Below are 15,454 nucleotides of genomic sequence, written 5' to 3' on the forward strand. Positions count from 1 at the left end.
GGCCGTAGCGAGCCATAGCGAGTTACGGCAATTCGCGCACCGCCGTAACTCGCTATGGCTCGCTACGGCCTACTTTCAAGGGTCGTGACAAGTTGACAGCGACACATTTTCATCAGGCCAGACCGAGCCTGTTGATCCTACCACTCGGTTGGTGACCATTCTTGCCAGGCTTAAGCAAAAAGCTTAGGGCTCGACGCGACAAAAATTGGCCTCTAATTGGCACCCCTTCTATCGGACCACGCTGTGCCATCCGCTCATCCATTGGCACGCTGAAAATCTGGTTCCTTTACCAGACCGTTACAGTATGAAGCGATTCGTGCTCGGCGCTTCTGAAAACGAGCAACTATTGCCACCTTCGCCTCTCGAAAAGTGTTTCGCGACACCGAAACAGATCTTAGGCGGAGGGTAGAGAGAGCAGGGCTATTAAACGTTGCCCTACCGGTAATCGGTGGATAGTTCTCTACTTTTAAATGTTGTTCAAATTGCGAAGTCACCTTTACTCGAAGCTTATTCGGAGTAGCGGAGGCTCCGCGGTGAGGACAATGTTTCCTGCATTAAATGTTCATGAAGAACAGACCATCAGACGCTTTTAGTCTGGCAAGGTTATATGCACCCTTCACCAAGGAAGATTAAGATGAAGTTGACGATATGTACCCTTTTCTCAGCATTGATTCTGGCACAAGGTGCTGGCGCTCATGCCGAAGGGATTTTCGCGAATGCGTTTCGTAGCAAACTGAAGAAGCCTGCCACGGCAGACATCAAGTTTGTTGCCATGGAAAGCCAAAACGCTGTTGCGACCGCTGGCCATCAACAAGGCACGGCACCAAGCGATTCGAACATTCAACAAGTTTCGTGCTGCCAAGAAACCAGTTGCGATACTGGATGCGATTCGTGGTTCAGCCAAGAAATGTGCCCAGGTACGGGTGCCTATGGTGGTGATTCCCGTGTCGCCGCGTCGATTGGTTTCAACCAAGACGTGTTCTTCGGAAACTACACAACCGCCGCTGCTGGTTACGCGGTCAACGAGAAAGTTGACGTCACGTTCTACAGCATTCTTTGGCACACCGACTTCTTCTCGCAAGGGGCTGGTGGTCTTGGCGGTGCAGGCATCGACGGAACCGGTCTGTGGACCGAGTTCGGTGGTGGTCTGAACTTCAAGATGATGGACGGAGCCCTGAACGTGAACCCACAACTTGGGGTTCTCAACGGTGCATTGCTGTCTCGCGGTATCGGTGGCGGAACTAACACACCCGAAGTCTGGGACGGGATCGTTCCAAACCTGACCGTCAACTACGGCGACAGTGCTCTTGAATCGCAGCTTTACATGGGTTACTACGTCGGCACCGAAGGCGAAACCAACAATGACTACCTGCACTGGTGGTACAACGCTGGAATCCGACCTTGGAGCGAGTGCAACGATTGGCGTAGCGTGTTGTCGATGGGGCTTCATTACGAAATGCTTCGTCAAACCGAACTGGCGGGTGGCGGCGACGCACTGAACCTGTACCAGTGGTTTGGTCCTTACATGCAGGTCGCATTGCCCAACGGTTTGTCCATGCGATACTCCGCCGGTACCAACATGGATGACAATGTTGGACTGGGCGGTGACTTCTACAAAGTCACCATTGGATACAGCTTCTAGTAGTTTAAAGGTCTCTAGAAGTTTAACGATTTCTAGCAGTTTATCCGTCTGATAGAAATTGTGCCGCACGGATCGGCCTGTCGAATTTTCGACAGGCCGATCTCTCTTTAACGGCAACCCGTTATCGACAAATTGCATCAATGAATCGCCGCTTTCCCAAGCGTGTCGATTCACGCCAACTTCAACACCGCCTCGGGCGTGCGAGTGCGAAGGAGTCGCTATTCGGTGGCAATGGTTCACTGATGACATTAAGTATTCTTGGCAAAAAAAGCCCAACCCTTTCCGAGAGCCAACCCTTTCCGAGAGGAAGAGCCGTCCATCAACAGGGGGTGTTTTTGAGTTGCAGTTTTACTTCCATGTTGAAGACAATCGGCTTCACAGGCTTGATAGATAAAACAAATAGCTGAAACCGTAAATTAAATATATGCGGTGGTTTGGTTTGGCAGGTAACGCTGAAAATCACCTTTGATATCTATCGGACTGTGAATAAGTTCGTCTTCAGTCTCAATTACGGGGGCTGGTTAAACCGTTGGCCGTTTTTTGCGTCCGGGGGAGTGAATTGCTGGCACGTATGGGGGATGGAAGGAAGTTCACGCGAGAAGGCGTCAATACGCCGTGCCCCACCGGGTCACCAGTAAAGAACAAAGCTGACATTTCCCCCATCTTGAAGTGCTTTTCATCTGATCCCTAGCAGCGGAGGGGATAATTGTCGCTTTTCAGCCAATTATCCAGCGATCGATTTGGATCGACTTCAATTCGCTTTCGGCCTGGGCACTTTGCTGCGGCCGCCTTTGACGCCTTTGCGGCGTTTGGACTGGCGACCGCCCTTCCCTGATTTTGCTGGTGCGTCGTACTCGACTTCGGCCAGCGGTTTGCCAATGTTATCTTTTAGCTGTAGCACACGATCACGAAGCGAGGCGGCTCTTTCAAATTCCAACGCCTCCGCCGCGGCAATCATTTCTTGTTCCAACGCATCAACGAACTCGATCGTAATGTAAGTTCCATCCGATTCGCCCTTGGCTGCGGCGGATGCTTTGCGATGCTTCGACGCATCCGCTTCGATTCCCGATCGAATCGATTTGCGAATCGTCTCTGGCGTGATGCCATGTTCTTCGTTGTACTTTTGTTGAATCGCACGGCGGCGCTCGGTTTCGTCGATCGCCATCTTCATCGAATTGGTGACTTTGTCAGCGTACAAGATCACCTTCGAGTTGGCGTTACGGGCAGCTCGACCGATCGTTTGATTCAGGCTAGTTTCACTGCGCAGGAAACCTTCTTTATCAGCATCCAAAATTGCCACCAGTGAGACTTCGGGCAAATCCAAGCCTTCGCGAAGCAAGTTGACGCCCACCAAGCAATCGAAGCTGCCGGCGCGAAGCTCCTGCAGCAAATCAACGCGTTCAAACGCATCCAGTTCGCTGTGCAGCCAACGACAACGAACGTTCTGTTCCTGAAAGAACGTCGCCAAGTCTTCCGCCAACCGCTTGGTCAGCGCGGTCACCAGAACACGTTCATCTTTTTGAGCCCGTACGCGAATTTCTTCCAGCAAATGATTCACCTGGCCTCGCGCCGACACCACATCGATCACCGGATCCAGCAAGCCGGTTGGGCGGATGATCTGTTCGACCACTTCGCCACCGGTTCGTTCCAGTTCGTAGTCCGCGGGTGTTGCCGAGACAAAGCAAATCGGTCCCGTGCGGGCTTCCCATTCGTCAAACTTTAGCGGCCGGTTGTCCATCGCACTGGGCAGGCGGAATCCGTGCGACACCAGCGTTTCTTTTCGGCTTCGGTCGCCCGCGTACATCGCACGGACCTGAGAAACCGTGACGTGCGATTCATCGACGAAGGTGATGAAGTCGTCAGGGAAGAAATCGTAAAGCGTGTCAGGCGTCGCGCCGGGCGGTTTGCCCGACAGCGGACGACTGTAATTTTCGATGCCGGGACAATGTCCGACTTCGGCCATCATTTCCAGATCAAATCGAGTGCGAGCCGATAACCGCTGCGCCTCCAACAGTTTGCCCTGCGACTGAAACGTTTCGAGCTGTTGATTCAACTCTTCTTTGATCACGCGGATCGCTGATTGGATCTTGTTTTCTGACATCACAAAGTGACGTGCCGGATAAACGTAAGCGTGATCGACCGTTTTGATCGTCTCGCCCGAGACAGGTTTGATGATCGAGATCTGTTCAATTTCATCGCCCCACATTTCAATGCGGTACGCGAACTCTTCGTAACTGGGCCACAATTCAATCGAGTCGCCGCGGACGCGAAACTTACCACGAGTGAATTCGACATCGTTGCGTTCGTAAAGAATGTCCACCAACTTCAGCAACAAATGATCTCGACGCGTTTGTTCACCACGATGCAGTGCAACGGTTTGATCCTTGTATTCCTTCGGTGAACCCAATCCGTAGATGCTGCTGACCGAGGCAACGATGACGACGTCACGGCGACTGACTAATGAGCTTGTGGTGGCGAGCCGAAGCCGATCAATTTCCTCGTTGATCGACGAGTCTTTTTCGATGTAGACGTCGCGCTGCGGGATGTAGGCTTCGGGTTGATAGTAATCGTAGTAGCTAACGAAGTAATGGACCGCGCTGGTTGGAAAGAACTCTTTGAACTCGCCGTAAAGCTGAGCCGCCAGCGTTTTGTTATGACTCAAGATTAATGCCGGTCGCCCAACATTGGCGATCACGTTGGCCATCGTGTAGGTCTTGCCCGTACCCGTTGCCCCCAACAAAACTTGGCAATCGCGTCCGGCGTTGAATCCACGCGTCAGCGCCTCGATCGCTTGCGGCTGATCGCCAGCCGGTGGGAATGGTTGATGGAGGTCAAAGTTGGCGAGTTCGATGTCAGGCACTAGATTTTCAGCGCTACGTTAATAAGTGACGGGAGCAAGAAGACGCTGAGCAATCTCGCACGCCTTTGTCAGCATGTTAGATGCCCTGTCTACCCGTCAACAACCGGACGCGAATTCGTCCTCTACTTTGACGCAACTCGAGGCGTTTCTAACTCCACCACGCAGATCGTCGCGACACGCGTGGTCGTTCGCGGGCCGATCCCGTGAACTCGCTGCAAGGATTCCAAAGTCGGGAAATCGCCTAGCCGTTGTCGGTTCTCAATGATTCGCCGGGCAAGCTTTGGTCCAATGCCTGGCACCAATGACAGTTCCTGGACGCTGGCTGAATTGAGATCAAACTCGACTGCAGTAATAACCGGCCGCGGTTCGCTGGAGTGTGTTGGGAAATTCCAGGCGATGAAAAGGCAAGCCGAAATCGACGCAGCCAAAATGAAAGACTGTACCGATCGTTGTTGCAACGGTGATGCCGGATGGATTGCTGCACCAGACGATATCTCGACTCGGTCGTTGTGTTGCGTCATGCTTGCCGTGTTCCATTATCCTGGTGGGCCTCCACACGAACAACAGTGATAAAGCACGCGCCCACGCCAATCAATAGTCGAGACTGACCTATGCCCAAAGATTACACGTCCGTCGTCCCGAACTTGCAAATGAAAGACGATTTGCAAGCACTCGTGCGACTGGCCATTGCCGAGGACTTGCGAGACCAAATTGATTGGACCACCGTATGTCTGATTGATGATTCACGTCGCGGTGGATGCAGGATTGTCCCGCGAAAACCAGGTGTTTGTGCCGGAGCTGATTTAATGCCATGGATCATCGAAGAGTTTGATGCTGATCTGCAAGTTGAAATTCATCAGCAAGACGGCACCGAACTCGTTCCACAAAAAGCAATTGCTAGCATTGTTGGAAATGTTCGGGATTTATTAACAGCCGAGCGAACGGTTTTGAATCTGTTGAGTCGTTTGTGTGGCATTGCGACACTGACCAAACAGTATGTCGATGCGATCGAGGGCACAAAGTCGCGGTTGTACGACACGCGAAAAACGACGCCCGGTTGGCGTCTGATCGAAAAGTACGCGGTCAGGTGTGGCGGTGCTACCAGTCATCGCAGCGGCTTGCATGATGGCTTTCTGATCAAAGACAATCACTTGGCTTTGGCCGGTGACGCAAACGGGCCAATCGACGCCAGCGTGGCAGCGGCCAAAGCGATTGCTTGGCGTGGCGGAACAGTGGAACGCATGAATGCACCGGAGATTGTCGAAATCGAGGTTGATTCGTTGGATCAGTTTCGGGACGTCTTGCCCAGCGGCCCGGATATTATCTTGCTGGACAATTTTGCATTGGAATCGTTGGCCGAAGCGGTCGCGATTCGCGATGCCGCGGGCAGCCCGGTGGAGTTGGAGGCATCGGGAAACGTCACAATCGATACCATCGCTTCGATCGCTGCGACGGGGGTGAACCGAATCAGTAGTGGCGCTTTGACTCACCAAGCGACCTCTTTAGACCTCGGTTTTGATTGGTTCGACGCAGACGTGAACTAGGGTTTGGTGTCGAATCTCAGATCGCCGGAGGCGGAAGGTCTCCCTACGCGTTTCTCTCTTTGCAGGGAAAGCGAGTGCAGCGAGATGAGTCCGACAGACCAACTACCACCATTACGCTGACGACTCGATCGAATTCTATGATTTCACAAGCTCCGATCATTACCCAACGACGATGGTTGGACGTGCTGCAACCCGCACTCGATGCAGCCGGGGTGCTGGCATCACTTGCAATTGTCAAATGGATTTCTCGTGGCGTCGTCGAAGAGATGGCTCTTGCGATGGGCTTGATCGCGGTCATCGTCTTCCTGTTAATGTCGCAATTGACCGGCTTTCATCGTCGTCCCGATGTGGGTTCCGCAGATCGCGAAATGACAACCCTGGCCGCGACCTGGTCGATGACCATTTTGGTGCTGGCGTTATTGGCTTTCGCAACACGTTACGGTCAACACTTTGCTCGCAGCGTGATGATGGGCTGGATCGCGTTGGCACCTTGCCTGATCGGGCTTGGGCGGATGAGCATGCGGATCGTTCAAGGCGGACTGATGAAGCGTGGCATCGGCGTTCGCAAACTTGCCATTGCTGGTTTAAATGATCTAGGGCGACAGACCGCCGCAAACATTGAACAAGATCCGTCGATCGGTTTACAACTGGTCGGATTCTATGACGATCGATCGATCCTGCGTGATTCTGGTGCAAGCGATTCATCAGCAAAAGATTCATCAAACAGCACAGCGATCGCGTTGCACGGGAATCTAGTCGAACTCGTCGAACAGGCCCGCAATGGTGAAATCGATACGGTGCTGATCACATTGCCAATGCGTGCCGAGGATCGAATCCGATACTTGTTGGACCAGCTTAGCGATTCGACCGTTTCAGTTTACATCGTCCCTGATTTCTTCGTCTTTGAACTCTTGCATTCTCAGTGGACCAGCATGGGCGGCTTGCCTGCGGTCAGCGTCTTTGAAAATCCTCTTTTCGGCGTTGATGGAATGGTCAAACGAGTTTCCGATGTCGTTTTGGCATCCATTGCTTTGGTGGCGTCCGCGATTCCGATGTTGTTGATCGCCATCGCCGTAAAGGCATCGTCACCCGGTCCAGTCTTTTTTCGCCAGCGTCGCTATGGTCTCGATGGACGCGAAATTTTGGTTTGGAAGTTCCGCAGCATGCGAACTTGCGATAACGGTCCGGTTGTCAAACAGGCAACCACGGATGATCCGCGAATCACTCACGTCGGCGCGATCCTGCGTCGAACCAGTTTGGATGAAATCCCACAAATCTTTAACGTGCTTCAGGGATCGATGTCGCTGGTCGGGCCACGTCCACATGCATCCGCTCACAACGAACAGTATCGCAGCCTGATTCGCGGTTACATGCTGCGTCATAAAGTGAAGCCGGGGATCACTGGGTTGGCGCAGGTCAACGGTTGTCGTGGTGAGACCGAGACGCTTGATAAAATGCAAGCGCGTATCAATTGGGACCATCGGTACATCCGCAGTTGGTCGCTTTGGTCGGACATCAAGATCATGTTCCGCACGGTCTTTGTCGTGCTCAAACAAGACCAAGCGCATTAGATCGAATGCAGGCCGGAACAAGCGAAACGCAGCTCCGGCAATCCGCATTGACGCATCTCGGTCGGAAAATGACGCTATTGACGATTGAGCCAGACAATTCAAAAAGTGTACTCACTTTGGCGTCGCGAAGCCGATCCTGTCCGATACCGCAGCAAGGTATTGCGCGGAGAACCAGACGGATCTGGTTCAACGTACCGACACGGATGTCTCCAACTAATATCATTGCGGAATTCTTCTCATTCACCTGAATGAAGGTTCCAGCAATTGGTTCATTTGTCAGCCTTAAATAGATAAGGCTGACAATCATGCAGGAGGCATGCACATGAATTTTCTGGAATCCAAACGCGACGCTCAATCGAGTATCCCCGGCGGTGCAAGCCACGCCCGCTACCAAACAGTACTGCTTTGTATCGCTGCCGGGATCGTGGTGATGGCCGGTTGTCGCTCGGCATGCCAAGGGAACCGGCAATGCCATTCCCGTTCAGTTCCTTCAACTTGCCACCACGTCTGCGCCAGTCCTGTCCAACCACAAGTTCAGCAAGCAGTCGAATCACCGCTGTACCAGTTGGATGAAGTGACGCCAGTCGATCAGAATTTGATGGGAGGGTATGGCTTGGCACCCGTCGAGTCGTATCCGACCGAATCACCAGTGCAAGTCGAACCGGTACCAATGCAGTATTCGCAACCGGTGGAAAGTGACGCTGGAAGACCAGCGGTTGAACCGGAGCTTGATGCGATGCAGCTCGACGACAGCCAAATTGCAGATCCAATGGAAATCTAGTTGGGCAGGCGGAGCTAGGTAGGCCGGAACAAGGAGTCTTCGACGCAGTTCCGGCAATCCGCGCCAACACTGCTTGCCAACGCTATCTGCCGGAACAGCGCCGAAGCGGCTTGTTACCGGCCTACGCCTGGCGCTTACCGAAGACTCGCTGTCGCTCGGTTCGGACACCCCTGGCTGATACCATCGTCGCTACGCAACTTTTGCGTTTCACCCGGGAATTCAACTGACATGAAACGCTTGTTTCAACGTTGTCTTTCAACCCTAGCCCGATCGACATTCTTGAATGTCGAATCGGACGAGGTGAATAACTCTATTCCGGTTTCGACAGATTCCGCAAAACGGTGTGCAGAATCCCGCCGTTCTGGTAGTACTGCATTTCGACTGGCGTATCGATCCGCACCACGCAAGGGATCGCCTTGGCGGTGCCGTCCGGTGACGTTGCGGTCACGGTGATGGTGCTGCGCGGTTCAAGGTCGTTGCAGAGATCGGGAATGTCGATGGTTTCCTCGCCCGTCAATCCGAGGCTTTGCCATGTCGCACCGCCGGCGAATTCAAGCGGCAGGATTCCCATGCCGACCAAATTGCTGCGGTGGATACGTTCGTAGCTGGCCGTGATGACGGCTTTGACGCCCAGCAACAACGTTCCTTTGGCTGCCCAATCGCGGCTGGATCCGGTTCCATATTCGGTCCCGGCTAGCACGACCAATGGCACCCCGTCGGCTTGGTACTTCATCGACGCATCATAGATGCTCATCACTTCGTCGGTCGGCAGGTACCGCGTCACGCCGCCTTCGGTACCCGGTGCCAACTGGTTGCGAATTCGGATGTTGCCAAACGTTCCCCGCACCATCACTCGGTCATTGCCGCGACGAGATCCGAAACTGTTGAAGTCACGAATGTCCACGCCCTTCTCTTGCAAGTACTTGCCCGCTGGTCCGTCGGACGCGATTGCACCGGCGGGTGAAATGTGGTCAGTCGTCACCGAATCGTTGAGCAATGCAAGGACTCTTGCGCCCTTGATTGGTTTGATGTCCGGGACATCTTGACCGGTCACGCTATCGAGGAATGGCGGGTGCTGGATGTAGGTGCTGTCATCGCTCCACGGATAGATCGCACCGGTCGCCACTTCGATTGCGTTCCAAAGCTCGTTGCCTTCGATCGCCGTGCCGTATTGCTCGGTGAACATTTCGGGAGTGATGGAACTGGCCATCGTTTGACGAACTTCATCCGGCGACGGCCAGATGTCTTTCAAGAAAACGTCTGCACCGTCTTGGTCTTGTCCAAGCGGTTCGGTGTGCAGGTCAATGTCGGTTGAACCGGCGAGCGCGTATGCGACAACCAACGGTGGGCTAGCCAAGTAGTTTGCCTTGGTTAGCGGATTCACACGGCCCTCGAAGTTGCGGTTTCCACTAAGCACCGCGGAAGCCACCAAGTCGCTTGATTTAATCGCGTTAGCAATCACTGGCGGAAGCGGTCCCGAGTTGCCGATGCAGGTGGTGCAACCATAACCAACGGTGTTGAACCCGAGCTTGTTTAGGCTTTCGGTCAAACCAGCTTTGTCCAAGTACTCGGTTACTACTCGTGAACCGGGTGCCAACGAAGTCTTTACGTGGGAGGGAACGGTCAGCCCCTTTTCCATCGCCTTCTTGGCCAGCAAGCCTGCACCAATCATCACCGAAGGGTTCGATGTGTTTGTGCATGAGGTGATCGCGGCGATAACAACAGCACCGTGAGTGATTTGACTGGTTTTATCGTCCGACTTTATCTCCGCTGTCTTGCCTAGTTCGCTCGCGTCCAGCCCGAAACCGGTCTTGCCGATCGGCGCGGTCAACGAATCGTTGAAAGACTTTTTCATCTGTTGAAGTGGAATGCGGTCCTGTGGGCGTTTGGGACCGGCAAGCGAAGGTTCAACCGTAGACAAGTCCAGCGAAAGGGTCTTGGTGTAATTCAGTTTCGGCCCATCGTCGGTTCGGAACAGACCTTGTTCTTTGCTGTAGCGTTCAACCAACTGAACATTGGCTTCGTTGCGTCCGGTTTGACGCAGATAATCTAGCGTCACGCCGTCAACGGGAAAGAAACCCATCGTCGCACCGTATTCAGGAGCCATGTTGGCGATCGTTGCTCGGTCAGCGACGCTCATTTTGTTCATGCCCGTGCCAAAGAATTCGACAAACTTGCCGACGACACCTTCTTCGCGAAGAATTTCAACCACTCGCAAAACCATATCGGTCGCAGTCGCGCCGGCCGGAATCGATCCGGTCAATTCAAACCCGACAACTTCGGGCATCAACATGTACAAGGGTTGTCCCAGCATGTTGGCTTCGGCTTCGATGCCACCGACACCCCAACCAAGGACACCCAATCCGTTGATCATGGTCGTGTGCGAATCGGTGCCGACCAGAGTATCGGGCACGGCGATGGGACCATCGGCGGTTTCCTTGATCGCAACGACGCGAGCCAGGTATTCCAAGTTGACTTGGTGGACGATGCCAACGTTGGGCGGCACGACCGAAAAATTGTCGAACGCTTGTTGGCCCCAACGCAGGAATTCATAACGCTCGCGGTTGCGTTTGAATTCCATGTCAACGTTTTTCGACAGCGAAACATCGGTGCCGAAGTAATCCACTTGGACGCTGTGATCGATGACCAGATCCACTGGGATCAACGGATTGATTTTTTCGGGATCGCCACCAATTCGCTGCATCGCACTTCGCATGGCCGCCAAATCGACCACGGCGGGGACGCCGGTGAAGTCTTGCAGGACGACGCGGTAGGGCTTGAACGGAACTTCTTGTTTGGCTGGCTCGGAGGCATTCCAGGCTGCCAAGTTTTTGACGTCTTCCTGTCTGACCGAAAAATCGTCGCAGTTACGCAGCACCGATTCGAGCAAAACCCGAATCGAGAATGGAAGGCGGCTGATTTCGCCGAGTCCTGCGTCTTCCAGCTTGCTAAGCCGGTACATCGTTGCGTTGCCATTGCCAGTATCAAGCGTGTCACGTACGCCAAAGGGGTCGAAAGTCACGATGTCATTCTCTATGGGGATTAGCGGGAAAAAGACCAGGAAGCGACGCCCAGAGTGTACCAATTGCACCCGCATCTGTCTGCCGATTCCTCTGTGTCAACTTAGTCAAACTTTGACGGTCGTCAGGATTCTTTTGGTCAAACCGGTTGCAAGGGGTCGATGTCTTGTCCATGTCGGCAAAGGCGGAAGCACGCAGGGTGCCCCGATTTGCATAGTTTTTTGTAGTCGCACCTACGAGCAATCTCGATGTGGAAAATCTCTCGCGTGAAACACCAATCTTATCTTTCCCTAATCGGGGCGTGCATCGTCACCAGCGGCATGAGCCTTTTTGTCGCAGGTTCGGTCACTGCGGGCGATTGCGGCTGTGAACCGGCTTGCGGTCTCGAAGCAACCTGCGGTCTCGAAGCAGCCTGCGGAGCCGAAGCAACTTGCGGAGCCGAAGCGGAGTGCGGCTGCGAACCTGTCTTCGAGCCCGCGTGCGGATTCGAGGATGCTGATTGCGGTTGCGAGCCAGCCTGTGGATCAGAACCAGCTTGTGGCTTTGAACCCGCCTGCGGATCAGAGCCCGCCTGCGGATTTGATCAGCCTTGTGAATGTGAAATGGGCGGTTGCGATGGGGGCTGCGATTCCGGCTGCAAGCCAAAGCGGTTCAATCCCATCTATCAATCGCTTGACGCAGTCGCCGGGGGAATCGAAAAACTGTTCGGGCTGGACAAACGCCGCAAACGTAGTTCTGGGCAATGTGGCTGCGAGTCATCGCCAATGGATTGTGGATGCTCCGGCGGACATGTCATGACCGAACCCATGATGATTCCTACGCCAATTCCATCGCCTCCCATCCACCAATCGCATTCAAGTCACGGGCATCACAATGCACCTGGGCATCACAACGCACCGATGCCGCCCAGCACGGTTGCACCACGCGTTCATCCTCAACCACGAATGAGTTCTCCGCGTTTGGTGCCATCGCCATCAACGGGTTCAGCAGCACCGCTTTCCGATCCCAATGCGAATTCGATTCAACGCAGTCAGCCCGAGACGCAATCGCCGGTTCCCGATTCAGTTCCCGACGCATTCTCGGATCCCTTTGGCGATGACGAAGTTCATGTTCGTCGTTTTCAACCGGTAAAGCCGAGTGCTTATCAAACCGAATCGGCCGCACCTCGCGTATCAAAACGCCAACGTGTTTCGCGTCAATCACGGCAACGCCCGTTGTCTGGTAACTACCGAACATCCAGTCGCCGATCGGCAAGCTTGCGATAGTAGCTTCGGTAGGCGTCAATCATTCCAGCGATTGAAAAATCGCGACGCACGCGTTGTTGGTTCAACTGCCCGACCTGAACCGACTGCTCCGGTTGGCTTAGCAATCCATCGACTTGCTTCGCCATTGCCAGATCGTCGCCGATTTCAAACGACTGAACTGGATCATCGCCAAGCAGTTCGGCGATGCCTTCGACCCGCGAGCAAACGATCGGGCGGGCCGCCGCCATGGCTTCCATCACCACGTTGGGCATTCCTTCGTAGCGACTTGGCAGCAGCAACAAATCGCACCGCCGCACCAGTGGTGCCACATCGCTTTGCCACGGCATTCGTTGAACGCGATCAGTACCAACGGTTTCGCACCATTGGTCAATCGATCCGGCAAGCGGACCTTCGCCAATCAAGATCAGTTTGCGATTGCTTCCTTTGGGAACGAGGCGATCGATTTGCTTTTGAATCAGGTCGAGACCTTTTTGTTGGTGCATTCGACCGACAAACAGAATCACCTTCGAATCGACCGGCCATCCAAGCGAGCTGACATCGAAGTCTTCGCCGCTTTCAAAACGTCCGACATCAACCGAGTTTGGAATGGTGATCGTGCGATTCGGATCGGCACCGAGTTTGTTGATTGAGAATTGTCGCACCGATTCGCTGACGCAGATCAATCCGTCCATTCGTTTCAATGCGGCCGCTTCGATTCGATTTCGTATCCAGCGATCTTCGGCGACTCGCAGACCACCAATGACGACGGTGTCCCGTTTTCTTAGTCTTGCTGTAAACGCACCCAGCGTATTGGCGTGAAACATAAACGTTTGGCAGACGTCCGGCGGCGACTCGCTGAAAAAACAATCAAGCCGTTTGCGAGCTCCGATAACCTCGCGCACCGAGTCTGCGTTGCCGCTTACCACTTCGATGCCTGTTTCCCGCAAACGGTCAACCAGCAACGATTGTTGTCCGACCGGTAGCGAACCGAGCGAAAACACTCGCACATGATCACCGCGATCGGCCAAACCGCAGGCGACTTCGGTCAAGCATCTTTCAGCACCGCCAGCGAACATTTCAGTGATGATAAAATCAATATGCACGGAATCATTTTACTCGGATGTTGATCAATCGAAGGTTGTCCGCCGTTATCGGGCATTCAAGGGAGCGTATCGTGACCTTGGCTGGTTGTTTTTCTATCGACATACCCGCCTGAAATTCCGGATAACCGATACCAGCCGACGCGACATTGGCTGTTCGTGAGTCCAGACCCGTTTAGTCTCTGCGCCCTTTGCGAAGACGACCGATGCTTCCTTCGTACTCTTCGAAGAAGGTCGCAACTTAATCACCCGATTATCACCCGATTATCGCCGACGAATCCCAATAAGTATTCCAGTAACTTAGCATTGTTTTGCTCCCTTGCGCGTTTGGGAAAACAAGCGGCGAGCGAAACGTACTTCCCAGTGAGCCGCACTCATTCAGCAGCACACTGGTACCCAAAGGAAACTCCCAATGATCAATCCTTCCATGACCATCGAAACGGTTCACGGTCTCAAAGAAACCGTCAGCCTCAGCAACTTCATCGTCGGCCCACCTTCTTCGAAGAAAGAGGAAAGCACCGATCACGAAACTCGCGAGCGGAACGAGTCTTCCGATCGTAACAAGTCGCAGCGATAAACATCTGCGTTGCCATCCGCTAATTGCCGAGCGGTAGCAGTTCAATTTTGCGAAACTCAGTTGGATGGGTTTCAGCTTGGATCGAGATGGTGCCGCCTGTCATGGGCGTGCCATCGTCAAGTTGCGGTTCGCTGTACTGAGCGACAATCTTGCCATCGGCGATGTGTTTCAACATTCGGTTGTTGTGGACCTCGACCTCAACGGTAACCCAATCGTCGCCGTGATAGGTTGGTCCGTTTGATTGGATCACGTGCTGCTTGTTTCGCTTGCCGTCGATGATCACATCACTTCCCGGCGTGACAACGTTCAATGTGCCGCGCTGCTCGGTTCCAGTGCCACCAAGCAACTGTACCTCGATGCAGTCCGGAAACCGTTGGTCCAGCTTCATGGATTCAGCGGTCTGACCGTGAATCATCAATCCATTGTTTCGGATCGCCCACTCGGGACCACCATCGATCTGGTCACCCGTGAAACGATACTCAACGCGAAGCCGATAATTGGAATAGGGCGTTTTGTAGAACAGGTGCCCAAATTCACCTTCAAAGCGATCCCAGTTCTGATAATCGATCTTCAAGACGCCATCCTCGACTCGAAACGTATCGCGATAATTCTCACCGAGTGGCCGAGTCGTAAACTTGGGTGTCCAGTCTTTCAAATCTTTCCCGTTGAACAACTCAATCCAATTCTCGGCTGACTGTTCAGTCGCGGGATGATCGGCGTCGGGTTGGTCAGCCCAGCAATTGCCAGCGGCAAAGCCAACCAGCAACACGCTAGGCGTTGCAATGAACAGCGTTGCAATGAACAGCGTTGCAACCCAAGTCGATACAAAAGAGGGATAGTTTCGAGTCATTCTGCAGTCCTGGCAAGATTGTGAGAGCGAGCGAATGTAGGCCGGAACAAGCTTCGCGCAGTTCCGGCAACAGCATTGTACTGCGTTGAATTGCCCATGCGGCTAAGGAACTGTCCCGAAACAACTTCCCGGTTTTCTCGTAGCTGGGCCCGCCAGGGTTCAGTCCATCAGGAGTTGTACCCGACGCCGTGAAGGGTTTCTAAACTGTTTAACCGCGTGGGCATCGCCCCGCGCGTCCATGCGGGGCGAAACGCGCGGGGCGATG

Annotated in this window: 11 protein-coding genes; 6 read left to right on the forward strand and 5 right to left on the reverse strand. The window is 53.8% G+C overall.

The window, feature by feature from the left end; all coding sequences use genetic code 11:
* The first annotated feature begins 634 nt into the window (after positions 1–634).
* Complete coding sequence (locus RC85_RS21015; protein WP_149752776.1) at positions 635–1,642, forward strand: DUF6733 family protein; 1,008 nt, start codon at positions 635–637, stop codon at positions 1,640–1,642.
* 751 nt (positions 1,643–2,393) lie between these two features.
* Here RC85_RS21015 and uvrB read toward each other — a convergent pair.
* Positions 2,394–4,502 (reverse strand): excinuclease ABC subunit UvrB, encoded by a 2,109-nt coding sequence (uvrB, locus tag RC85_RS21020; protein ID WP_068266478.1) that lies wholly within the window; start codon positions 4,500–4,502, stop codon positions 2,394–2,396.
* Between the two features lie 122 nt (positions 4,503–4,624).
* A complete protein-coding gene (locus RC85_RS21025; RefSeq protein ID WP_068266481.1) occupies positions 4,625–5,023 on the reverse strand; it encodes a ComEA family DNA-binding protein in 399 nt (132 codons plus the stop codon).
* A gap of 90 nt (positions 5,024–5,113) precedes the next feature.
* On the opposite strand from RC85_RS21025, the gene nadC reads away from it, so the two are divergent.
* The 3 genes from nadC to RC85_RS21040 all read left to right on the forward strand — a co-directional run bounded on the left by nadC (position 5,114) and on the right by RC85_RS21040 (position 8,398).
* The gene (gene nadC, locus RC85_RS21030) at positions 5,114–6,046 is read left to right on the forward strand and encodes a carboxylating nicotinate-nucleotide diphosphorylase (protein WP_068266485.1); all 933 of its coding nucleotides are present in this window, start codon (positions 5,114–5,116) and stop codon (positions 6,044–6,046) included.
* 137 nt (positions 6,047–6,183) lie between these two features.
* The gene (locus RC85_RS21035) at positions 6,184–7,617 is read left to right on the forward strand and encodes an undecaprenyl-phosphate glucose phosphotransferase (protein WP_084422908.1); all 1,434 of its coding nucleotides are present in this window, start codon (positions 6,184–6,186) and stop codon (positions 7,615–7,617) included.
* A 322-nt stretch (positions 7,618–7,939) separates the two neighbouring features.
* Positions 7,940–8,398 (forward strand): hypothetical protein, encoded by a 459-nt coding sequence (locus RC85_RS21040; protein WP_068266488.1) that lies wholly within the window; start codon positions 7,940–7,942, stop codon positions 8,396–8,398.
* A 310-nt stretch (positions 8,399–8,708) separates the two neighbouring features.
* Here RC85_RS21040 and acnA read toward each other — a convergent pair whose 3' ends face one another.
* Entirely contained in the window at positions 8,709–11,420 is a 2,712-nt protein-coding gene (gene acnA / locus RC85_RS21045) for an aconitate hydratase AcnA (protein ID WP_068266490.1), read from the reverse strand.
* Between the two features lie 246 nt (positions 11,421–11,666).
* Between acnA and RC85_RS21050 the strand changes: the two genes are divergently transcribed.
* Positions 11,667–12,683, forward strand: coding sequence for a superantigen-like protein SSL4 (locus RC85_RS21050; RefSeq protein WP_068266494.1), 1,017 nt, complete (start codon positions 11,667–11,669; stop codon positions 12,681–12,683).
* Here the strand turns inward: RC85_RS21050 and RC85_RS21055 are convergent.
* Positions 12,644–13,765, reverse strand: a complete 1,122-nt coding sequence (locus tag RC85_RS21055; RefSeq protein WP_068266497.1) for a glycosyltransferase — start codon at positions 13,763–13,765, stop codon at positions 12,644–12,646. The genes RC85_RS21050 and RC85_RS21055 overlap by 40 nt on opposite strands.
* Before the next feature lie 409 nt (positions 13,766–14,174).
* Between RC85_RS21055 and RC85_RS27020 the strand changes: the two genes are divergently transcribed.
* On the forward strand, positions 14,175–14,339 hold the full coding sequence (locus tag RC85_RS27020; RefSeq protein ID WP_157593985.1) for a hypothetical protein: 165 nt from the start codon (positions 14,175–14,177) through the stop codon (positions 14,337–14,339).
* A gap of 19 nt (positions 14,340–14,358) precedes the next feature.
* Here the strand turns inward: RC85_RS27020 and RC85_RS21060 are convergent, their stop codons facing one another.
* Positions 14,359–15,189 carry a 3-keto-disaccharide hydrolase gene (locus RC85_RS21060; protein ID WP_068266500.1) on the reverse strand — a complete coding sequence of 277 codons (831 nt, stop codon included), beginning with the start codon at positions 15,187–15,189 and terminating at the stop codon, positions 14,359–14,361.
* Between the last annotated feature and the right edge of the window lie 265 nt (positions 15,190–15,454).

This window comes from Rubripirellula obstinata (assembly GCF_001642955.1).
Classification (GTDB): domain Bacteria; phylum Planctomycetota; class Planctomycetia; order Pirellulales; family Pirellulaceae; genus Rubripirellula; species Rubripirellula obstinata.